This is a genomic window from Bartonella sp. P0282 (genome assembly GCF_048452985.1).
GTDB classification, from domain to species: Bacteria; Pseudomonadota; Alphaproteobacteria; order Rhizobiales; family Rhizobiaceae; genus Bartonella; species Bartonella choladocola.
On sequence record NZ_WTFO01000002.1, the window covers coordinates 798363 to 819290 of the forward strand.

Genomic DNA, 20928 nt, shown 5'->3' on the forward strand with positions numbered 1-20928 from the left:
CAGACAATCAGAGGCGATTTTATGTTTCAATCATTTGATATTGCAACAAATCCCGACAATGCAAAGTCACGTGTTTCTGCACTTCGCAAGGAAATGGAAAAACTCGGACTTGACGGTTATTTGATACCGCGGGCAGATGAACATCAGGGCGAATACGTGCCTCCCCATGCCCAGCGACTGCAATGGCTCACCGGTTTTACCGGTTCGGCCGGTGTCGCACTGATTTTGAAAGATAAAGCGGTTATTTTCGTTGACGGCCGCTACACTTTGCAGGTGCGCAACCAGACCGACGGAAAAATATTCACTTATGCCGATCTCGTTTCCTGCCCTCCTTCGCTTTGGCTCGAACAAAACACAAAAGGCTTGAAAATCGGCTTTGACCCCTTTCTCCATACAGTCAATGGCGTCAAGGCACTAAAAAAAGCCGTTGAAGAAAAGGCTCATGGAAAACTTGTCGCAACTGACAAAAATCTCGTTGATCTCATCTGGCACGACCAGCCGGAACCACCGCTGACGCCGGTCACAATCCAGCCTCTCGACTATGCTGGTGTTGCTGCCGATAAAAAGCTTGAATTGATGGCAGAAAGCTTGAAAAAAGACGGCTGTGATCTGGTATTATTGACAGACCCGTCGTCGATCGCATGGGTATTCAATATTCGCGGCAATGACGTTTCCAATACACCATTTTGCCTTTCCTTTGCTATTCTTCGTGCAAAAGGCAGGCCATCATTGTTTGTCGACCGGCGCAAGCTTGGAGAAAATGAAAAGAACTATCTTGCCCGTTATGTCGATATTTTCGAGCCTTCCGCATTGGTCGGTGAAGTCACCAGAGAAGCGCAGTCGAAAGCCTGCTTTTCACTTGACGGGCAACTGGCGGCTGAAAAATTCAGGCAGATCATTGTCGATCATGGCGGCACAATTAAAGATCTGCGCGATCCGGCACGCCTTCCGCGTGCAATCAAAAACGAGGCTGAACTTAAAGGAAGCCGACAGGCCCATGCGCGTGACGGTGTGGCTCTCTGCCGGTTTTTCTCGTGGCTTTCAAGGCAAAAAACCGGCACTGTGGATGAAATCTCGGCGGCCACAAAGCTTGAAACTATGCGCGCCGACACCGCGTTGAAAATGGGTTCAAAACTGGAAGACCTGTCATTCGATACGATTTCGGGAAGTGGCAGCGATGGTGCGATTATCCATTATCGCGTCAATACAGCAACCAACCGGCCGCTTAATGAAGGCGAGCTTTATCTCGTTGATTCCGGTGCGCAATATCGTGATGGCACTACCGATGTCACCCGCACTGTTGCAATCGGACAGGTAAGTCACGAAGAAAAACGGTGTTTCACACTTGTTCTCAAAGGCATGATTGACCTTTCCACAAGCCGTTTTCCGAAAGGCACACGCGGGCAGGACCTTGATGTTCTGGCGCGCATTGCATTATGGAAGGCGGGGCTGGATTTTGCCCATGGCACAGGACACGGTGTCGGCTCCTATCTTGCTGTTCATGAAGGCCCACAAACCATTTCAAAACGTGGTGGACAGGAACTTTTGCCCGGAATGATTGTTTCCAATGAACCCGGCTATTATCGCGAAGGTGCATTCGGAATCCGCATTGAAAACCTGCTTGTTGTCAAACCGGCTGAACCGGTCAAGGGCGGCGATATTGATATGCTCGGTTTTGAAACCCTGACACTTTGCCCGATTGATCGCAATCTGATTGTTGTTGACATGTTGACAAATGAAGAACGCGAGTGGTTAAACGCCTATCATGCCCGCGTTTTGAAAGAAAATGCTCCGCATCTTGATGATGTTGATCGCAAATGGCTTGAGACAGCAACAAAGCCACTTTAAAGGCAAAAGAAAAACGCGAAAGAAAAATCTTTCGCGTTTCTTCAGACAGAAGCTTTGTATTGACCCTATCATTTCACAACGATTTTTGCCGCTTTTACCTGTTCGCGGAAGAACACAAACAAACCGCTTCCCACAACCAGAGCTGCACCAACAAGCGTAAGCAGGTCAGGCATATCACCAAAGACGATATAACCGATAATGACCGACCAGACGAGCTGCAAATAGTTGAATGGTTGAACAACTGTGAGCGGCGCCAGACTTAACGCTTTAATCATTAAAAAATGGCCGACAACAGAGGTAAAGCATAGCGCCACGAGAATCCAGACATAGTGGCTATCCATATGAACCCAGAAGAAGGGCAATCCCAAATTCATAACCACAAGGCCAACGAGACCGACATAGAAAAACGAGGTTTGCGGCTTGTCAATGCCGCCGACAAGGCGTGTCAAAGCCATATAAAGGGCAAAGAATATCGCCGCAACAAGTGCCCAGACTGCCCCCACCGACAACACGCCACTACCCGGCCTCAACATAATCAGAATACCGATAAAGCCGATTATCAGTGCACAAATTCTTCTCCAGCCGACTTTTTCTTTTAATAAAAAGACTGCAATCACCGTTCCGAAAAGCGGATAGGATTGGAAAATGGATGTGGCTTCGGCAAGTCCCATCACACGGAATGCCAAAGCAATGGCAATGAGTTCCAGAAGAAGCAACAGACCACGCAAACACTGGACAATCGGGCGCTTGCTTTTGATATTGGCAATAAGACCACCACCTGCCGTTTTAGCCATATAGACACCGGCAAGGAAAAACACCCAATAGCGCACCATAACGATAAAAGTTGCCGGATAGTTATGAACCAACGTCTTGGTCATGGCATCCTGACAAGCAAAAATTACTGTCGCGGTCAGTGCCAGACTTATTCCTAAGACAATGCGTGGCTCGTTACCGGCAGATTCGCTCACATGTAATTCCGGTGGAGACGCTTTACGCATTTTCCTCACCAACAAGGTCGAACCACTGGTCTTCATCAATAATTTTCACACCCAACTCCTGTGCTTTTGTCAATTTTGAACCTGCTCCCGGCCCCGCTACAACGAGATCTGTCTTTTTCGAGACGGAAGCAGCGGTTTTTGCACCCAATCTTTCCGCCATTGCTTTTGCTTCGTCACGTGACATGCGCTCCAGCGAACCGGTAAATACAATTGTTTTGCCCTGTACGGGTGAGCCATCTGTAACCGGCAAAACCTCGTCCAGAGGAGTGACTTCGGCAAGCAAGGCTCGCAAAATATTGCGGTTATGTTCCTCACCATAGAAATCGACAACGGCTTCGGCAACAATAAAACCGACACCTTCAATATTGGTGAGTTCATTCCATGCCTCGTTTCCGCTTTCGCCGCTATTTTCTTCCGGATAACGCGCCGCTAAAGCAACCTCTTCAAAAGCATTATAGTTTTTGTACGCCCGCGCAAGTCTTCTTGCATTGACTTCACCAACATGACGAATACCAAGCGCAAATAAAAACCGGCTTAACGGTATTTGTCTACGTGCGTTAATCGCATCATAAAGTTTATGGACAGATGTTTTCCCGAAACCTTCAAGGTTTTCAAGCTTGCTCAATGCCCCCTTCTGGCGTGTCTCAAGTGTGAATATATCAACCGGACTGCGGATTGCCAAATTCTCGTCTTTGGCATTGAAGAAAAATTCGACCTGCTTTTCACCAAGCCCTTCAATGTCAAAGGCATTGCGGGAAACAAAATGGCGGATGCGTTCCATCGCTTGCGCCGGACAAATGAGGCCACCGGTGCAACGCCGAACGGCTTCCCCCTCTTCGCGCACCGCATGGCTTCCGCAAGCCGGACAAATATGGGGAAAAACATAAGGCTCGGCCGTCTTCGGACGCCGCTCCTCGACAATGTCGACAATCTGGGGAATGACATCACCGGCACGCTGGATGACAACCGTATCACCAACGCGAATATCCCTGCCACCACGGATGGTTTCCCCCTTATTGCCAATGCCCTTGATGTAATCTTCATTATGAAGTGTGGCATTGGTAATCACCACACCGCCAACTGTAATCGGTTCAAGGCGGGCTACCGGTGTCAATGCGCCTGTGCGCCCCACCTGAATATCGATTGCTCGCAAAATAGTCATGGCACGTTCGGCCGGAAATTTATGGGCAATAGCCCATCTTGGCGAACGCGAGATAAAGCCGAGACGCTGCTGGAGTGCGAGATCATTAACCTTATAGACCACGCCATCAATATCATAATCAAGATCGGCACGTTGTTCTTCGATTGCATGAAAATGTTCAAGCAATCCATCTGCCGAATGAAACAGTTTCGTTAAAGGATTGACCGTAAAGCCATAAGAACGGAAAACATCCATCATACCCAATTGCGTATCGGCCGGCATGTGGCTGATCTCGCCCCATGCATAGGCAAAATATTTGAGTTTGCGCCGCGCGGTAATGCTGGCATCAAGCTGGCGCAGAGAGCCGGCTGCCGCATTTCTGGGATTGGCAAAGACTTGCTTGTTTTCGGCTTCATGGCGCGTGTTCAGCGCCTGAAAATCGGCGTGAGCCATATAACACTCGCCCCGCACCTCGATCAGATCGGGATAATTGCCTTTCAAAACATGCGGAATATCGGAGATTGTCAACGCATTGGCGGTAACATTTTCACCCACCGTACCGTCGCCACGGGTTGCTGCCGTAACGAGTTTTCCGTTTTCATATCTGAGCGACAGTGACAAGCCGTCAATCTTCGGCTCGGCGGTAATATCAAGCTCGTCATTATCTTTGAGGCGCAAAAAACGCCGTATGCGGTCAACGAAATCATAGACATCCTGATCGGAAAAAGCATTATCAAGCGAAAGCATCGGTATGCGATGACGCACTTTTTCAAATTTTTCGGAAACCGTGGCGCCAACTTTCCGCGACGGAGAATCCGGCCTTATCAATTCAGGAAAACGTTGTTCGATAGCATTGTTGCGCCGCCTCAACGCATCATATTCGCCATCCGATATTTCCGGCTGATCTTTGGTATTATACAAATAGTCATGGTGGGCAATTTCTTTTGCCAACCGTTCCAATTCCTGTTTTGCCTGCTCGGCTGTGAGATCATCAACTGAAATATCTTGCATCATGGTTTTCCAGAATTTTTGAAAGTGAGCCTGACGATTTATGATTATTCATTTCATCAGCACAAAGAAGGATATGGCTCATCTTTAAAATGTGACCATATATCTAGCTGATAAAACGTGAAAGAACCACAAACAAGAACACATATGCCGCATATATTTTAAATTCACAGATGGGCCATTGCAGTGGTAACGAGCATGACGCACCAATTGCCTGTTTTATTTCCATCGCCTGTAAGCAGATGATAACCCGACATTATCGCCTGTCGAATAAAAGGAATAACCCGCAAAAATTGCCCGCAAATTGAATAGCCCTCCTTTTCTCCTATCACTGAAATAGTGCTATCCCGCTTTTTCATTCACGCACAAATTTCCGTTAAATCCGGTTTCTTCAAAAATATAGCGCCGTTTTCTCATCTTTCGCATTCATCATCCGGCTAATCGGCAGGTTCTGGACATTCCGATTATCTTCTGACAGGATTTAAAGTATCCAAAAACGCGGTCAATCTGTCATGCAATAGTCTGCGCCTAGACCGAATGATGTATTCGACCGGTCATCATACTTGCAAACCCCGCGAACACTGCAAGAAAAGACGGGTGGCTTTCACCATTCGAATATTGACTTCAATCCGCTTTTTTAATGAATGCTGCTTTCCGGCAACCGATTTTCATTTACAAAAAACATATATTTCGACAAAAATTCAGCCATCAGGCTTTTATAGATCAATCTCTTTCAAGAAATAGCTGACTTTATACAGTCTTCAATTCTCCTGCAAAGCCGGATGCGTGCGACCTGACGTTTTCTATTTTGCGTTAAGCAGTTTTAACGCCGCCGCACGGGCTTCATCGGTAATATGCTCGCCTGCAAGCATGCGTGCAATTTCCTCGGCGCGTTCAGCATCTTCAAGCTTACGCACACTGGTAATCAGCCGGTCGCCATCCTTGTGTTCCGATTTGGAAATCAGAAAATGACTGTCGGCACGGGCTGCAACTTGAGGTGCATGTGTCACAGAAAGCACCTGAACACCTTTGGCAAGCCTTGACAATCTTTGCCCGATCGCATCGGCAACCGCGCCGCCAACACCTGTATCAATTTCATCAAAAACCAGTGTGGGAGCAGAACCACGATCGGCCAACGCCACTTTCAAAGCCAGAAGAAAGCGTGATAATTCGCCGCCGGAGGCAACCTTCATCATCGGTCCTGCGCGTGTTCCGGGATTCGTGCGAACCCAATATTCCACCCTGTCGATACCTTCGGGCGTGCGCTCTTCTTTATTGCTTTCGATATTGACGATAAATTCCGCCCGTTCAAGCTTGAGAGCCGGCAATTCGGCCATGACCGCATTCGTCAATTCCTTTGCCCGTTCATGCCGTTTTTGCGAAAGTTCGCCGGCTGCCTTGTCATAATCGGCAAGGGCTGCGGCTGCCTCTTTTTCCAGTTTTTTGACAGTTTCCTCGCTCTGGTCAAGGTCTTTCAAGTCCTGATCCATCTTGTCGCGCAATTGCGACAGATTATCGACCGGAACATTATATTTCCGTGCGGCCGCACGCAAAGCAAACAGGCGTTCTTCGACATTGCCTAATTCTTGCGGGTCAAAATCGAGAGCACGCATGGCTGCATCAATACTGTCCTGCGCAAGTCCCAGTGCTTCAAGTGCGTTATCAATCGAATCGACAATCGGCTTTACCAATTCCTCGGCTTCGGGAATTTTGCGTTCGAGCCGCCGGACAAGATTTGCCAAGACGGGAACCGGTGATTGTGCACCATTCAACATATCTCCGGCTTCATTGATGTCGCCCGCAATTTTTTCGGCTTTCATCATATCTGTTCGCCGGATTGCCAAAGTTTCCTCTTCGCCCTCTTGCGGGGCGAGTGCGTCAAGTTCTTCAACAGACGAGCGCAGATAGTCCGCCTCTCTCATAGCTTCCGCGACTTTTTCGCGGTGTTTTTTCAAAGCCGTTTCCAGCTCGTGCCAATGGCGATAACTCTCTTTGACCTTTTTGAGATTGTCATCCAAACGGCCATAAGCATCAAGAAGATCACGATGGGAGGCAATATCGACAAGCGCCCGATCGGCATGTTGCCCGTGGATTTCAACAAGTTCATGGCCGACATCTCGCATCAATGCGACGCTTGCCGCCTGATCGTTGATGAAGACACGCGAACGCCCGTCCGAAGACTGGATGCGGCGAAGGATGATATCACCCTCGTCATCAAGGCCATTTTCTTTGATAAGTTTTCTGGCAGGGTGGTCAAGCGGCACATCGAACACCGCTGTTACCTGCCCGCTTTCGGCGCCATGGCGCACGAGGGAAGCATCCCCCCGCCCCCCAAGCGCAAGCGAAAGCGAATCAAGCAGAATAGACTTGCCGGCACCGGTTTCACCGGTGAGCACCGACAGGCCCGTTTCAAAGTTGATATCGAGCCTTTCGATCAGAACAATGTCGCGGATCGAAAGCTGTATAAGCATCTAAGCTCAAGAACCTTTTTTCAATCCGGTTTTGTTCAAAGCGCGTGAAATCCACGATCCCTTGTTTTCCTGAGGTGCTACCCCACCCTTTTGAAGGAGATTATAGGCATCTTTATACCATTTGCTTTCCGGATAGTTTTGCCCCAGCACGGCGGCTGCCGTTTGTGCTTCCGATGTCAGACCCAAAGCGTAATTGGTTTCTGTCAGACGGTAGAGAGCTTCCTCGATCTGGTTGGTGTTGGAATATTCTTCAACAACCGTGCGATAACGCTTGATCGCCGAAAGATATTGCTTGCGTTCCTGATAATAGCGGCCGATTTGCATTTCTTTACCGGCAAGCTGTTCACGACCGAAACGTATTTTTGTTTTGGCATCATCGACATATTCGGAATTAGGATAGCGGTCGACAACTTCCTGCATTGCAGCAATAGCGCGTTTTGTGTCTTTCTGATCGCGCGTAATATCCGGAATCTGCCGGAAATATGAAAGGCCAATGATATAATAGGCATAAGCTGCTTCTTCGGATGTCGGATAAAGACCAATATAACGCTTGGCCATATTGACCGCTTCATCGTAATTGCCTTTGCGATAATTGGTGAAAGCGCCCATGACAAGTGCTTTACGTGCCCATTCCGTATAGGGATGCTGACGATCAATAGCCTCGAATTTTTTTGCAGCCTCGCTCAAACGGCCGGCATCAAGATTGGCAAGTGCCTGATTATACAAAACATCCGGCGGATCAATCTTTTCGACATAAGATGTCAAATCCACATCTTTATCTTTTTTTGAACAACCGGCTGTCAGGCATACGCTGCCAAGCATCAACCCGATAATGACTTTACGCACGATAGTGGATTTCTTTGTTCCAGCATCCATAATATACGAATTCAACTTCGTCATGGTCTCTCCGGCCTTCCGGCATTCCCTCGTTTATCAAAACCCAAAAGACATCACCCAGCTCGTGTTTCAGACCGAATCGAAGTCATGGGAGGTTATAATGAGCTATTATCAACCTACAACATTAATATTGGATTAGCCGATTTTTACTCAATCGGTCAATCATTCCTTATAGGCTCAATTATGGCAATTCCCCAAAAACTGAAGTTATTAAAACCTAATTTTGTTAAAATTCTTTTGTTTCATAAGCCGAAGCATCCTGAAGCAACGCTTTTACAAGTTTTGCATTCAATGAATGGCCACCGCGAAACGAACGAAAAATCCCGATAATAGGTGCGCCTGCCAAGGCTGTATCGCCCATGGCATCCAATAATTTATGGCGGACAAATTCATTTTCGTAATAAGTACCGTCAGGATTGACAACTTTATCATCTGTGCCGATCACAATCGAATTTTCCAAAGAAGAGCCAAGCGCCATACCGGCAGCCCATAACGTTTCAACATCCTTCAAAAAGCCGAATGTTCTCGCTTTGGAAATTTGATCTTTGAATTTTTCCGGCTCGCAATCAAAAACAAAAGTGCTTTTTCCGATGACCGGCGTGGCAAATTCGATAGAAACATCAAACCTGCGGCCGTCAAACGGCTCGAATTCGGCAAAACCGGTTGCCGATTCGACCCTGACCGTTTTCTTGATAAGGATGAATTTGCGTTTCACCTTCTGGTTGACAAAACCGGCTTTTTCAAATGCGGTGCAATAGCTCCATGAACCGCCATCCAGAATGGGAAGTTCGTTCGACGAAACCTCGATTCTCAGATTATCGAGATTATAGGCGTTGATAGCTGCCATCAAATGTTCGATTGTTTCTACACGCAGCTCGCCGGTTCCCAGCGTTGTCGAAAGTTCGGTCGCGCCGGTTTCAGAAGAGATTGCGCGGAAGCTCTTTTTTTCGCCGTTCGATGCAGTGCGGATAAATATAATTCCCGTATCCGGTTCAGCCGGATTGATCGTCAAAACGGAAGGAAGACCGGTATGCACACCATGCCCGCTCAGTGTCACAGCTTCAGCCAATGTTGACTGGTAATGAGGATCAAAACGAGAATTTATATGTTTGCCAACCATAGTCGCAAGATTTCCCTTCATGAGGCTTTTCCAACTTTTCTTCACATAACACCATTCATGACAATCTTCGACAGAGAATTTCAATAAAACACGACAGGTTGCAAAGGGTGTTTTTAAAAAGAAGCGGCATTTTGTTTTATTCTCTTGAAAATGATTGTCCGGAAAATTGCGGCTATCGTTGTCGGAAAAAGAAACCGATTATCGGAACCGCCGGGCAGTTTTATCATTCCCTGATTATTTCAAAACACTATTCAATCACATTGCCTCAAGCTTTTATCTGTAATGCAGCATTTTCGTGGAGCAATCCGCATTTCTTATCCGGTTTCGCCCCCTTTATACGTCACCGGTTTCTCAGCCCGTTTCTCAATCCGTTTCTCAGCCCGTTTCTCAACCGGCTTTCTGCGGCTTATTCAACCGGTTTTCTACGTTATCGGTTTATGTTAGATAATTCGTGTTTCTGCGCTTTTTCAAAAAACGGTTGTTCTATTGTTTTCCTCAGAAAACCCGTTTCGTCCGACTCTTGTTGATAACCACCCCCCGTTCCAGACTATTTGAATGCAATAAACGGTGTTCTAACCTAAAAAACAGAACCACAGCCCCTCCACGGAGCTTAACGGGCGAATGATAAAGCTTGAACCACAGCGGTGCCTTTTACGCCCGCGGAATCAAGTCGCGTTGCCCAAAAAATTGAACAATCGGAAATATAGCAGGCTATTAAAAGCCAGTTTCAACCAATTCCCGTTTTCAAACAAATCCGACTTGGCGACACCCCACGAAGAATTGCTCATAAAAAGCGAAACGGGTTTATAGAGAAACAGCTTCAAATAGATTTCTATCAGAGATGTGAAAAGGGCGCGTTTTCCGGCTCTCTTACATTAACGGTGAACCGTCAAAACAAAAAAAAACGCTGTTTTATGAGAACAGCGGTAGTTTTGAGAAGGTAATTGGGGCTTTTTATTATACCGGCTCAATATTTCATGAGCCGATTTGTTATTACCGTTTATATTCAGTTTGCCTGACGACGCAGAAAAGCCGGAATTTCCAACTGTTCTTCTTCGTTGACAGGCTGCCGTTGCTGTTGCTGCGGCCGCATTTGCGGTTCGGCAGGCTGCTGGTGACGTGGAGCATAAACTGCAGCATCCGAAGAAAGTTGACGGCGGTTTTCCGGTGCGGGCATAACCGGTTCGCGCGTTTGCTTGCGTGCCGGTTCGAGGCGCGCCGTCGGTTCTTCATCGCGATGGATAAGGCTCTGTGTCAATTTTTGCCAAAGGCTGCGCGGGCCTTGCTGTGCGGGTTGACGGTGTGCTGCAGCATTGGCCTTTTCACGAGCAACTGTCGGGAAGTCACGCAATTCCGGCATTCTGACCGGAGCCTGACGAGGCTGCGGTGCGGCCTGTTTTTCACGCATCGACGGTAGTTCTGTCATTTCGTCGAGAACACGAGCCGTTGCTTCCATATTCACCGGAGCATTGGTTTGTTGTTGAGCCATGCGGGGAGCCTGCATACGCGGCGTTTGCGGCATTTGCTGGGGCTGTGCATGAACCGTTGACGAAGCCTGGATTTGCGGGTTGGCACGTTGCGGAATGACGCCGCCATTCGACATCGGCGTTTTAAAGATCTCGCTTTGTGGACGGAACGGTTCTTCAACCGGTCTGTTCATTTCCAATTCGAGAGCTTCCATAACCTCGACCATCGGCTGGGCTTTCGGCTCGGAAAGTTGGGCTTTCGGCCCGTTTTGCGGTGCAGCCGAATTTTCGAGTTTGCGAACCGGATTAGGCATCTGGCTGCCCTGACCATCTGTTTCAGCGCCCTCTACATTCGCACGATCAATACCGGTTGCGACAACCGAAACACGGATTACGCCTTCAAGCGATTCATCGTCAATAGCACCGAAAATAACATTTGCATCGGCATCGACTTCTTCGCGAATACGGTTTGCTGCTTCGTCAACCTCGAACAATGTGAGATCGCGACCGCCTGTAATCGAAATCAACAAGCCGCGGGCACCGCGCATCGAAGTCTCGTCGAGAAGCGGATTGGCAATTGCCGCCTCTGCCGCAGCAAGAGCGCGGTTTTCACCGGAAGCTTCACCGGTTCCCATCATTGCGCGTCCCATCTCGTGCATCACCGAACGCACATCGGCAAAATCGAGATTAATGAGACCTTCTTTAATCATCAAATCGGTAATCGAAGCGACACCCGAATAAAGCACCTGATCCGCCATCATGAAGGCGTCGGCAAAAGTTGTCTGTTCATTGGCAATGCGAAACAGGTTCTGGTTGGGAATAACAATCAGCGTATCGACACATTTTTGCAATTCCTCGATGCCTGCCTCGGCGGTTTTCATGCGACGGGCACCTTCAAAATGGAAGGGCTTGGTCACCACACCGACTGTCAAAATGCCTTTTTCTCTGGCAGCACGGGCAACCACCGGTGCGGCACCCGTACCGGTACCACCGCCCATACCACAGGTAATGAAAACCATGTGGGAATTGCCGAGATGATCCACGATTTCATCAAGACATTCTTCGGCAGCAGCCTGACCAACTTCGGGAAGTGCTCCGGCACCGAGGCCTTCGGTTACGGCTGCACCAAGCTGGATGACACGGTCGGCTTTCGACATTGTAAGTGCCTGTGCGTCGGTATTTGCCACGACAAAATCAACGCCCTGTAAACCGGCATTAATCATATTATTGACGGCATTACCGCCGCCGCCCCCCACGCCGAAAACAGTGATGCGTGGCTTCAATTCTGTAATATCTGGCCCGTGCAGATTGATTGTCATTGTCTTTTCCTTCTCAATAAGTACACCGCAAAGCCCTTAGCGGTAGAATTTTAAAAACATAACTCAACAACTCAAAAACTCTCGCGCAGCCATTGGCCTACGCGTTGAAAGCGCCCCCCCGTACCAGTCTTGAGTTGACCGATCGTATGGACGATTTTTTCCTCGAAACTTGCTGTCTGCGGATAGATCATCAAACCGACAACCGCCGAGAAAGCAGATCCCTTAGCCAAAGTCGGCAGCCCCGATACTCCCAGTGGGCGGCCGACCCGCACATTGCGTCCCAATATTTTACGCGCCGTTTCCGGCAAACCTGTCAACTGGCTTCCACCGCCAGTCAACACGATACGTTTTCCGATAACATGACCAAAGCCCGAACGATTGAGACGGTCACGTACCATTTCAAGAATTTCTTCAACCCGTGCCTGAATAATTCTGGTCAATACAGCGCGGGGATATTGCATTTCGCTGCGCTCGTCGGCAATCGGAGCAACGCTAATCATGTGACGGTCGTCAACGCCGCCCGGCAGTGTTGACCCGTGCATGACTTTAAGTCTTTCGGCATCTTCGAGCGGCATTGAAAAACCGCGGGCAATATCGAGCGTTACATGATTGCCACCAACCGGAATAGCGTCGGCATGGACAAAACGGTTATCCGAAAAAACAGAAAATGTTGTTGTGCCGCCGCCTATATCAATACAAGCTGCTCCCAAACGGGCTTCGTCATCGACGAGAACTGCAAGACCGCTTGCCAGCGGTGTAGCAACCATGGCTTCTACACTGATGTGAGCGCGATTGATGCAGGCTTCAAGATTCCGCAAAGGTACGGTTTCAGCAGTGAGAACATGAACATCGACACCAAGCAAATTACCTGTCATTCCGATCGGATCGGAAATGCCTTTTTCGCTATCGAGCGAATAATTGAGCGGGATCGAATGAACAATATGACGATCAAGGGCAAAAGCTTTTCTTGAAGCACTTGCCAACACCGAGCGGACATCGCGCATGGAAACTTCACGACCGCTCACATCATATTCGCCATGAACAACCACGCTTCTCAAGCGGGCAGACGAGAAATTGACAATCAATGAATCGACAATCAACCCTGCCATTTTTTCAGCAGCATCAACCGCCAACCGTACCGATTGCTCTGCCGCTGCCATATCCATGACCACGCCGGATTTTATCCCGCGCGAACGTTGTACGCCAAATCCCAATATTTCGATATGATGCGTACGGCCGGGCAAATATTGCGTATGATCGAGCGGGCGCAACCGTGCAATGACACAAACAACCTTGCTTGACCCCATATCAAGAACAGTCAACAGCCGCGTCTTGCGCAATCCGTTATGGCTTGAACCGAGCAAATTCATGCGCGCCCCGCCTTCTGCGCCTTCAAGCGACGCTCTTCTTCTTTGACAACGTTATTGCGCCGTTCCAAAGCTTCGTCGGACACAGCCACGGTAATCCGGTCAGGAAGCCGCAAATCGACGCTCAACACATCGCGCGAAAAAAGCCCCTGCTCTTTGTCTGCCTTGACAGCATCGGCAAGCCTTGCCATGGCATTTGCTTCCGGCAGTTTGATACGCACGCCATTATCGAGAAGCACATCCCAACGTCGATCACCAACGCGCACATAGGCACGCACATGTTCCTGAATTTCGGGAAATGCTGCCAGTTCATGCACAAAGTCGGAAGCTTTTTTATCAGCACCGATACCGACAACCAGTGGTAAATCACCAACCAGCCCCGGTCTGAACGGTACAATAACCCGACCTTCATTATCAATAATATCAAGATTGTCGCCATGCTGCCAAACAGCATAGGGTTGCCGTTCCACAAGTGAAACACGCACGCGATCGGGATATATTTTTTGTACATCAACCGATTGCACCCATGGCAGTTCGCTTAAAACCTGACGTGCTTTTGTCGCGTCAAAACCGATCATTGAAGTTTCGCCGTCAAGCCCCAGAGCCGAAAGAACATCAAGCTCCGACATACGGTCATTTCCGGCAATTTCTACATCTTCGACCGCAAAACCGAAAGTCGATGTCGTAGCTTTCACAACCTCGTCGGTATGGCCCCCTGCCGAAATACCGTAAAAAGTCGAAGCTGCAAAAAACAACACCACTGCGAATGAACCGAAATGGCGTGGCAATTCTATTTCAGCCAAAACAAGTTGCGAGACAGTCCGCCGCAATCGCCTGTAAAGGCGAGGCAGATTCGACATAACAGATGCCGAAAAACTATCTCCGTGTTGACTGTTCAACGCATACACGACGCGTCCTCCACCATCCACTTCACAAGGTCTTCAAATGATAGACCCGATACTTTTGCCATATCCGGAACCAGAGAAGTCGGTGTCATTCCAGGCTGCGTATTAATCTCCAACCAGACCAACTCACCTTTCTCCTCGTCAAAACGAAAATCCGAACGGCTAACACCCCTGCACCCAAGTGCCTGATGTGCTGCTACAGACATCCTTTGCACATTTTGGTAAATAATTGGTGAAAGCGGAGCAGGACAAACATGTTTCGACCCACCCGGTTTGTATTTTGATTGAAAATCGTAGAATTGAAATTCTTTATCCGGAACAATCTCGCAAACATCCAGTGCCTTATCGCCCAGAACGGTACATGTCAGTTCACGCCCCGCAACGTATTTTTCAACAATAACATTATCCCCGTAATGCCATGCCGGACCGGTTATTTCAGCCGGTGGCGTATTCTGCCCGGCCTTGACAATAACAACACCGAAACTCGACCCCTCATAAACCGGTTTTATCACATAAGGCGGCTCGATCGGGTGTTTTTTACCAATCTCGAAGCGGTTCATCACGCGCGAGGGAGCTACAACAACACCGTTAGAAGATGCAACAATTTTTGCCCGCCCCTTATCCATAGCAAGAGCAGACGCCAAAACACCCGAATGCGTGTAGGGAATTTCTAAAAATTCCAATATCCCCTGAATACGGCCATCTTCACCGAAGATACCATGCAAAGCGTTAAATGCCACATCCGGTTTTATTTCGACAAGCTTTGAAGCCACATCACGGCCGACATCAACCTTGGTAACTTTGAAGCCCACTTTTTCCAAAGCTTCTGCGCAAGCCGTACCTGACGACAGGCTTATAGGGCGCTCGGAGGAAAAACCACCCATCAATACGGCAACATGTTTTTTTGCCATGTTCTAAAGCTCCCTCAGCAACCACTATATATAGTTCACCCACATCAAAGCCATACTATTGATCGTTTGAATTCTGAATCATCCTTGCGAATCAATGGACTAGCGTTAACCATAATGAATCAGAATCGCCCTTCCCTGACAAGCCCCGCAATATCCAAGATGCTGATTCGTAAGGCGAAATTCCGTTCATCCCCTTGAAATGACTCATAGATTTTTTTCAGTTTTTTTTCGTTGTCTGTGTTTGTCGATTGGAACAAAGCTTGGCAATTCATAAAATAAGAAAATTTCAAATTAAAACACATTAATTTTTAGAAAAATTTTCTACTATGGATAATTCTATCCGGAAAATACAGAGTGGCAAAAACACCGTTTTCGATAATAAAGATAAATTTCAAAATTTATCAATCGCGGGTTTTTTATAATACCATTACCACTTCAATCAATTCAAATTATATTTATTATTTAAAACTTGAATAACATTTTCTTCATTGTTTTTATAAAAAATTTTTTATAAAAGAATATATAGCCAAATTTTGTTAAACCTTTTAATTCTTTATTTTTTTATTTTTTCTTATCCGGTTAACTATAAATTTTTAGGTTATGTCTTTATTTTTGTGCTTCTATCATTCTAATAAATTTACGAAAAATGTATTTCTATATTTTTAATTCGTATTGTTGTTACAAACCTTCCAAGACAGGTCATTTTTTACTGATTAAATTATCTCGCGCATTTTATATCGAGCTTTTTTATTGGATCAGCGGCTTGCAACAAAGGGTTCTACTTCCCGACCGGGTATAAATTGGCCGATACGTTTGATTTCCCAATGAAGGTCAATTCCGGTTTTTTCAAACACACGTTTTCTCACCGTTTCGCCTAAAAGTTCGAGATCATAGGCGGTTGCATCGCCTTTATTAATCATGAAATTACAATGCATGGTGCTCATCTCGGCACCACCTATTGTCAAACCTCGGCAGCCGGCTTCATCAATGACTTTCCAAGCCGATGTGCCTTCCGGATTGCGGAAGGTCGAGCCACCGGTTTTTTCGCGGATGGGCTGAACTTCTTCGCGGTGGCGAATGGCCTCGTCCATGGCTTTTTTAATGTCTTCCTTGTTACCTTTTTGCCCTTCAAGCAAAGCACCGACAAAAATCAAATCATCATCAACCTTTGACTGACGATAGGAATAATGCATATCCGGAAGATTGAGGATATGGCGTTTTCCCTCGCGATCAAGCGCATAGACTTCAACAACATGTTGCGCTGTCTCGCCGCCATTGGCGCCGCCATTCATTTTCAGTGCACCACCAAGCCCCCCCGGTATTCCGCAATAAAAATGAAAACCTGAAATACCCGCTTCGAGCGCGACAGAAGCAAGCCTTTTGTCAGTGGTTGCAGCACCGGCAAAAATACGCGTCTGCGAGACTTGCTGGGTTTCACCGAACCCTTTGGCCGAAAGGCGGATTGTCACACCGCCAATCCCGCCATCACGTATCAGCAAATTGGAGCCGATACCGACAATTGTTATCGGTATATCACGCGGCAATTTTTTTAAAAAAGCCGCAAGATCGGCTTCATCTGCCGGTTGATAGAAGACTTCGGCAAGGCCACCGGCACGAAACCACGTGACCTTACTCATATCCACATTCGGGTGAATTCGTCCTCTTATGCCTTCAAGAGAAGGTTGCAACCGCTTTAAAAGTGCTTCGCCATCTATCATCTGACCAAAACTTATTTTTTATCGAGATCTGCCAATTCATTCGGTAGAGCATAAGCCCATTGGGTAATATTGCCAGCCCCTAAAAATACAACATAATCACCGGGCTTTGCTATTTTTCTGACAATCGGGGCGATTTCCTTCGGGTCAGCAATATAGCGCGCATCACGGTGACCAGCGGTTTTGATCCGGTCAACCAGAGCTTTCGAGTTGACACCTTCAATCGGGTCTTCTCCGGCCGGATAAACCGGAGCGACGAGAATTGTGTCGGCATCATTGAAGCAGGTGGCAAATTCGTCAAAAAGGTTATGAAGGCGCGTATAGCGATGCGGCTGGGCAATAGCAATGACACGCCCTTTTACACTCTCACGGGCAGCTTTCAGAACAGCTTTGATTTCAACCGGATGGTGTCCATAATCATCGAAAATTTCCACGCCGTTCCAGCTACCGGTATGGGTAAAGCGGCGTTTGACACCGCCAAAACCCGCCAAGCCTTTGATAATCGCATCATCGGAAACGCCAAGTTCGTGTGCAACAGCAATAGCTGCCGTGGCATTCAGCACATTATGACGACCGGGCATCGGCAAAACCAGATTTTTCATCTCGATAACCGCGCCGGTTTTACGCGAGCGTATCACAACATCGAAATGCGATTTCGGGCCTTCCATATGGTGGTTCAGAAAACGCACATCTGCCTGCGGGTTGGAGCCGTAAGTAATAACGCGACGGTCATCAATGCGGCTCACCAATGCTTGCACTTCCGGATGATCGAGACACATGACACCGAAACCGTAAAAGGGAACATTCTCGACAAATTGCAAATAAGCCTCACGTTCGGCCTCGAAAGTCCCGTAATGATCGAGATGTTCGGGATCAATATTGGTAACGACCGCGACATCGGCAGGCAGTTTTAAAAATGTACCATCGCTTTCGTCGGCTTCGACCACCATCCAGTCGCCTTCACCCATACGGGCATTGGTACCATAAGCGTTGACAATACCACCATTAATAACCGTCGGGTCAAGATTACCGGCTTCCAAAAGCGTGCCGATCAGTGAAGTGGTTGTGGTTTTTCCGTGTGTACCGCCAATCGCGACAGCTTGCTTGAAACGCATCAATTCGGCAAGCATTTCAGCCCGTCTTACAATTGGTAAATGACGTTCTTTGGCTGCAATATATTCCGGATTATTTTTATGAATAGCCGTTGAAACAACGACAACTTCCGCCTGCCCCAGATTATCGGCACTGTGGCCGACATGAATTTTTATTCCGTGAGCGCGCAAACGCTCGACATTGGCATTGTCCGCCTGATCGGAACCTTGAACTTTATAGCCCAGATTATGGAGCACTTCGGCAATACCGCTCATGCCTATACCCCCAATTCCCACAAAGTGGATAAGGCCAATACTCAAGGGCATTTTCATGAAGTTTCTCCTTCTTTATATTCTTTTACTGTTTTGCCGGCGACCAATGCTTCCGCCAGATCGGCAAGACGTTTCGTCGCATCTCTATGACCGGCATTGTAGGCAGCTTTTGACTGTGTAACCAACAGCGCACTGTTTTTGGCCACCGCATCAATCATTTTTGCAAGTTCGTGACTATCGAGTTCTTTCTGCTGCATCACTTTGACGGCGCCGGTTGCAGCTAACTGCGCAGCATTGGCTGCCTGATCGTGATCGAGCGCGTAAGGGTATGGAACAAGCAAAGCAGGTCTGCCTATTGCAGCAATTTCCGACACTGTAGAAGCGCCGGAGCGTGCAATAATAAATTGGGCATCGGCAATACGCTTGGGCATATCTTCGAAAAATTCTTTGACTTCGGCTTTGACCTGGAGATTCCGATAGGTTTCGATGAGTTCTTCATCGTCACCCCTGACCTGCTGGACAATAGAGAGGCGTTTTTTAACATCATCGCCAAGTAGTTTTATCGCCGCCGGTACAATTTCATTGAAAAAAGAAGCGCCCTGACTGCCACCAAAGATCAGCAGATTGAAAGCATCAGCTCCATCAGACGGGTGATATGGCTGTTCCGAGGCTTCAATCACTGCATCGCGAACAGGATTGCCGGTTACAACAATTTTGTCTTTATACGGTCCTTGATCTTCAAGAAAGCCGCCGGCAATGGCATCAACCCGTGCAGCCAAAGCTTTATTGGCCCGCCCCATCACTGCATTTTGCTCGTGGATAAAAGCACGCAAACCGATCGATTTTGCAGCGTATAGTGGCGGCAATGTGGGATAGCCGCCAAATCCGGCGACAAGAACCGGTCGCAATTTCTTGAATAATCGCCGTGACGCGCGAACGCCTTTCAAGAGCTGCCAGAGCGTTTTCGCCACTGCAAAAGGATTTTTACTGGTTATAGTTGCCGAGGGAATGACATGCACATGATCGTCGTCAAATGTGCGCACAAAGCGTCTTGCCCTGTCATCGGTAATCAGATGGACATCATAGCCCCGCCGGACAAGTTCGCCTCTTAAAGCTTCGGCAGGAAAAAGATGGCCACCGGTGCCACCCGCAACCAGAACAATTGTTTTTTTATCAGTCATTTTACACCGCCGGCATAATAGTCGGTAACGACGCGGAAAGCCTTGCCTCAGGGCGACGACGCGTCAAGCTCAACAGGATTCCCATAGATATGGCAATCGCCACCATAGACGAACCGCCATAAGAGATAAATGGCAAAGTCATGCCTTTTGGCGGCATCAAGTGCAGGTTCACTGCCATATTAATCATGGATTGGCAACCGAACAGAATAGCCATTCCGGCAATAGCAAAACGGGTAAAAGAATCCCGTTCGTTCATGGCTATTTTCATGGATCTGATAACGATGAAGGCAAAAAGTGCAACAATCAGCAGGCAAAGAGCGATGCCATATTCTTCCGCTGCAACCGAAAATACGAAATCGGTGTGACTGTCGGGAACAATCCGTTTGACTGTTCCCTCGCCCGGCCCCTGCCCGAACCAGCCGCCATGCAAAATGGCTTCACGCCCGACATCCACCTGAAATGTATCCCCTTCGCCGGTCAGGAATCCGTTGACGCGTTCCTGAACGTGGTGAACAAAAAGATAGGCACCAAAACCGCCAACAATGGCAAGGCCGATGAACAGAATGATAATAATAATCGGTACACCGGCAAGGAAGAACAAGCCGCCCCAGGTGGCGCTGATAAGCATTGTCTGCCCGATATCGGGTTCAAGCACCAGAAGGCAAGCACATGTTCCATATAGAATAATAGCAAGCAAAAAGCCCGGAATGCCGTTTTTTCTGGTCTGATCGGAAAAAAGCCATGCCGACATAACAACGAAAGCCGGTTTCATGAATTCGGAAGCCTGCACGGACACGCCAAGCACGGAAATCCACCGTCTTGACCCTTTGACTTCGGCTCCGAACAATAAGGTTGCGACCAATAGAACAAGCGTTACCAGCAATAGCAGTGCACAAAACCGGCGAATATTGCGCGGGGTAAAGAAGGAAACAAAAATCATTGTAAAAAGTGCCGGAAAGCTGAAAATAATGTGCCAACGCACAAAATAGAAACTATCCGCAATACCGATTTTGCTGGCGACAGTGGGGCTGGCAGCAAAGGAAAGCATAATGCCAAGCCCCATTAACATGAGACAGGCTGCCAGAATTGGCCGGTCTATTGTCCACCACCAATTGGCAATCGGTCCACGGTCGGCACGAGAAACCATTTCAACCCCTTCGTTACGATCATCTGTTCAAGAACAATTTTTGCTCATTCGCCCATGGAAATTACGCCGA

General features: G+C 47.9%; 15 protein-coding genes. 1 reads left to right on the plus strand and 14 read right to left on the minus strand.

Features of this window, described 5'->3' with window-relative positions; genetic code table 11:
* The first annotated feature begins 21 nt into the window (after window positions 1-21).
* Window positions 22-1848 (plus strand): aminopeptidase P family protein, encoded by a 1827-nt coding sequence (locus GQS64_RS08845; RefSeq protein ID WP_198231356.1) that lies wholly within the window; start codon window positions 22-24, stop codon window positions 1846-1848.
* A 68-nt stretch (window positions 1849-1916) separates the two neighbouring features.
* Here GQS64_RS08845 and GQS64_RS08850 read toward each other — a convergent pair whose 3' ends face one another.
* The 14 genes from GQS64_RS08850 to GQS64_RS08915 all read right to left on the minus strand — a co-directional run bounded on the left by GQS64_RS08850 (window position 1917) and on the right by GQS64_RS08915 (window position 20858).
* Window positions 1917-2846 carry a DMT family transporter gene (locus GQS64_RS08850; RefSeq protein ID WP_198231304.1) on the minus strand — a complete coding sequence of 310 codons (930 nt, stop codon included), beginning with the start codon at window positions 2844-2846 and terminating at the stop codon, window positions 1917-1919.
* Window positions 2839-4998, minus strand: a complete 2160-nt coding sequence (gene ligA / locus GQS64_RS08855) for an NAD-dependent DNA ligase LigA (RefSeq protein WP_198231357.1) — start codon at window positions 4996-4998, stop codon at window positions 2839-2841. The genes GQS64_RS08850 and ligA overlap by 8 nt, the downstream gene beginning before the upstream one ends.
* A gap of 164 nt (window positions 4999-5162) precedes the next feature.
* The gene (locus GQS64_RS08860; RefSeq protein ID WP_198231305.1) at window positions 5163-5354 is read right to left on the minus strand and encodes a hypothetical protein; all 192 of its coding nucleotides are present in this window, start codon (window positions 5352-5354) and stop codon (window positions 5163-5165) included.
* A gap of 444 nt (window positions 5355-5798) precedes the next feature.
* A complete protein-coding gene (gene recN / locus GQS64_RS08865) occupies window positions 5799-7466 on the minus strand; it encodes a DNA repair protein RecN (protein ID WP_198231306.1) in 1668 nt (555 codons plus the stop codon).
* A gap of 6 nt (window positions 7467-7472) precedes the next feature.
* Complete coding sequence (locus GQS64_RS08870; protein ID WP_077992747.1) at window positions 7473-8366, minus strand: outer membrane protein assembly factor BamD; 894 nt, start codon at window positions 8364-8366, stop codon at window positions 7473-7475.
* Window positions 8367-8589: 223 nt separating this feature from the next.
* Window positions 8590-9504, minus strand: coding sequence for a UDP-3-O-acyl-N-acetylglucosamine deacetylase (lpxC, locus tag GQS64_RS08875; RefSeq protein ID WP_246798528.1), 915 nt, complete (start codon window positions 9502-9504; stop codon window positions 8590-8592).
* A gap of 985 nt (window positions 9505-10489) precedes the next feature.
* Window positions 10490-12268: a cell division protein FtsZ gene (gene ftsZ, locus GQS64_RS08880; RefSeq protein WP_077992753.1), complete on the minus strand. Its 1779-nt coding sequence runs from the start codon at window positions 12266-12268 to the stop codon at window positions 10490-10492.
* A gap of 71 nt (window positions 12269-12339) precedes the next feature.
* A complete protein-coding gene (ftsA, locus tag GQS64_RS08885) occupies window positions 12340-13638 on the minus strand; it encodes a cell division protein FtsA (RefSeq protein WP_077992755.1) in 1299 nt (432 codons plus the stop codon).
* A complete protein-coding gene (locus GQS64_RS08890; RefSeq protein WP_369805243.1) occupies window positions 13635-14543 on the minus strand; it encodes a cell division protein FtsQ/DivIB in 909 nt (302 codons plus the stop codon). The genes ftsA and GQS64_RS08890 overlap by 4 nt, the downstream gene beginning before the upstream one ends.
* The gene (locus GQS64_RS08895) at window positions 14531-15451 is read right to left on the minus strand and encodes a D-alanine--D-alanine ligase (RefSeq protein WP_198231307.1); all 921 of its coding nucleotides are present in this window, start codon (window positions 15449-15451) and stop codon (window positions 14531-14533) included. Before GQS64_RS08895 ends, GQS64_RS08890 begins: the two co-directional genes overlap by 13 nt.
* 755 nt (window positions 15452-16206) lie before the next feature.
* A complete protein-coding gene (gene murB / locus GQS64_RS08900) occupies window positions 16207-17169 on the minus strand; it encodes a UDP-N-acetylmuramate dehydrogenase (protein ID WP_198231308.1) in 963 nt (320 codons plus the stop codon).
* Window positions 17170-17180: 11 nt separating this feature from the next.
* Window positions 17181-18590: a UDP-N-acetylmuramate--L-alanine ligase gene (gene murC, locus GQS64_RS08905; RefSeq protein ID WP_077992764.1), complete on the minus strand. Its 1410-nt coding sequence runs from the start codon at window positions 18588-18590 to the stop codon at window positions 17181-17183.
* Window positions 18587-19711: an undecaprenyldiphospho-muramoylpentapeptide beta-N-acetylglucosaminyltransferase gene (murG, locus tag GQS64_RS08910; RefSeq protein WP_198231309.1), complete on the minus strand. Its 1125-nt coding sequence runs from the start codon at window positions 19709-19711 to the stop codon at window positions 18587-18589. The genes murC and murG overlap by 4 nt, the downstream gene beginning before the upstream one ends.
* 1 nt (window position 19712) lies before the next feature.
* On the minus strand, window positions 19713-20858 hold the full coding sequence (locus GQS64_RS08915) for an FtsW/RodA/SpoVE family cell cycle protein (RefSeq protein ID WP_077992767.1): 1146 nt from the start codon (window positions 20856-20858) through the stop codon (window positions 19713-19715).
* Window positions 20859-20928 lie beyond the last annotated feature (70 nt).

Bases quoted from the DNA above. Each gene is read 5' to 3' on its own strand.
- murC (WP_077992764.1), bottom strand. From the start codon at position 18,590: ATGAAAATGCCCTTGAGTATTGGCCTTATCCACTTTGTGGGAATTGGG.
- ligA (WP_198231357.1), bottom strand. From the start codon at position 4,998: ATGCAAGATATTTCAGTTGATGATCTCACAGCCGAGCAGGCAAAACAG.
- murB (WP_198231308.1), bottom strand. From the start codon at position 17,169: ATGATAGATGGCGAAGCACTTTTAAAGCGGTTGCAACCTTCTCTTGAA.
- ftsA (WP_077992755.1), bottom strand. From the start codon at position 13,638: ATGAATTTGCTCGGTTCAAGCCATAACGGATTGCGCAAGACGCGGCTG.
- GQS64_RS08895 (WP_198231307.1), bottom strand. From the start codon at position 15,451: ATGGCAAAAAAACATGTTGCCGTATTGATGGGTGGTTTTTCCTCCGAG.
- recN (WP_198231306.1), bottom strand. From the start codon at position 7,466: ATGCTTATACAGCTTTCGATCCGCGACATTGTTCTGATCGAAAGGCTC.
- GQS64_RS08870 (WP_077992747.1), bottom strand. From the start codon at position 8,366: ATGACGAAGTTGAATTCGTATATTATGGATGCTGGAACAAAGAAATCC.
- GQS64_RS08845 (WP_198231356.1), top strand. From the start codon at position 22: ATGTTTCAATCATTTGATATTGCAACAAATCCCGACAATGCAAAGTCA.
- GQS64_RS08915 (WP_077992767.1), bottom strand. From the start codon at position 20,858: ATGGTTTCTCGTGCCGACCGTGGACCGATTGCCAATTGGTGGTGGACA.
- GQS64_RS08850 (WP_198231304.1), bottom strand. From the start codon at position 2,846: ATGCGTAAAGCGTCTCCACCGGAATTACATGTGAGCGAATCTGCCGGT.
- GQS64_RS08860 (WP_198231305.1), bottom strand. From the start codon at position 5,354: ATGAAAAAGCGGGATAGCACTATTTCAGTGATAGGAGAAAAGGAGGGC.
- ftsZ (WP_077992753.1), bottom strand. From the start codon at position 12,268: ATGACAATCAATCTGCACGGGCCAGATATTACAGAATTGAAGCCACGC.
- lpxC (WP_246798528.1), bottom strand. From the start codon at position 9,504: ATGAAGGGAAATCTTGCGACTATGGTTGGCAAACATATAAATTCTCGT.
- murG (WP_198231309.1), bottom strand. From the start codon at position 19,711: ATGACTGATAAAAAAACAATTGTTCTGGTTGCGGGTGGCACCGGTGGC.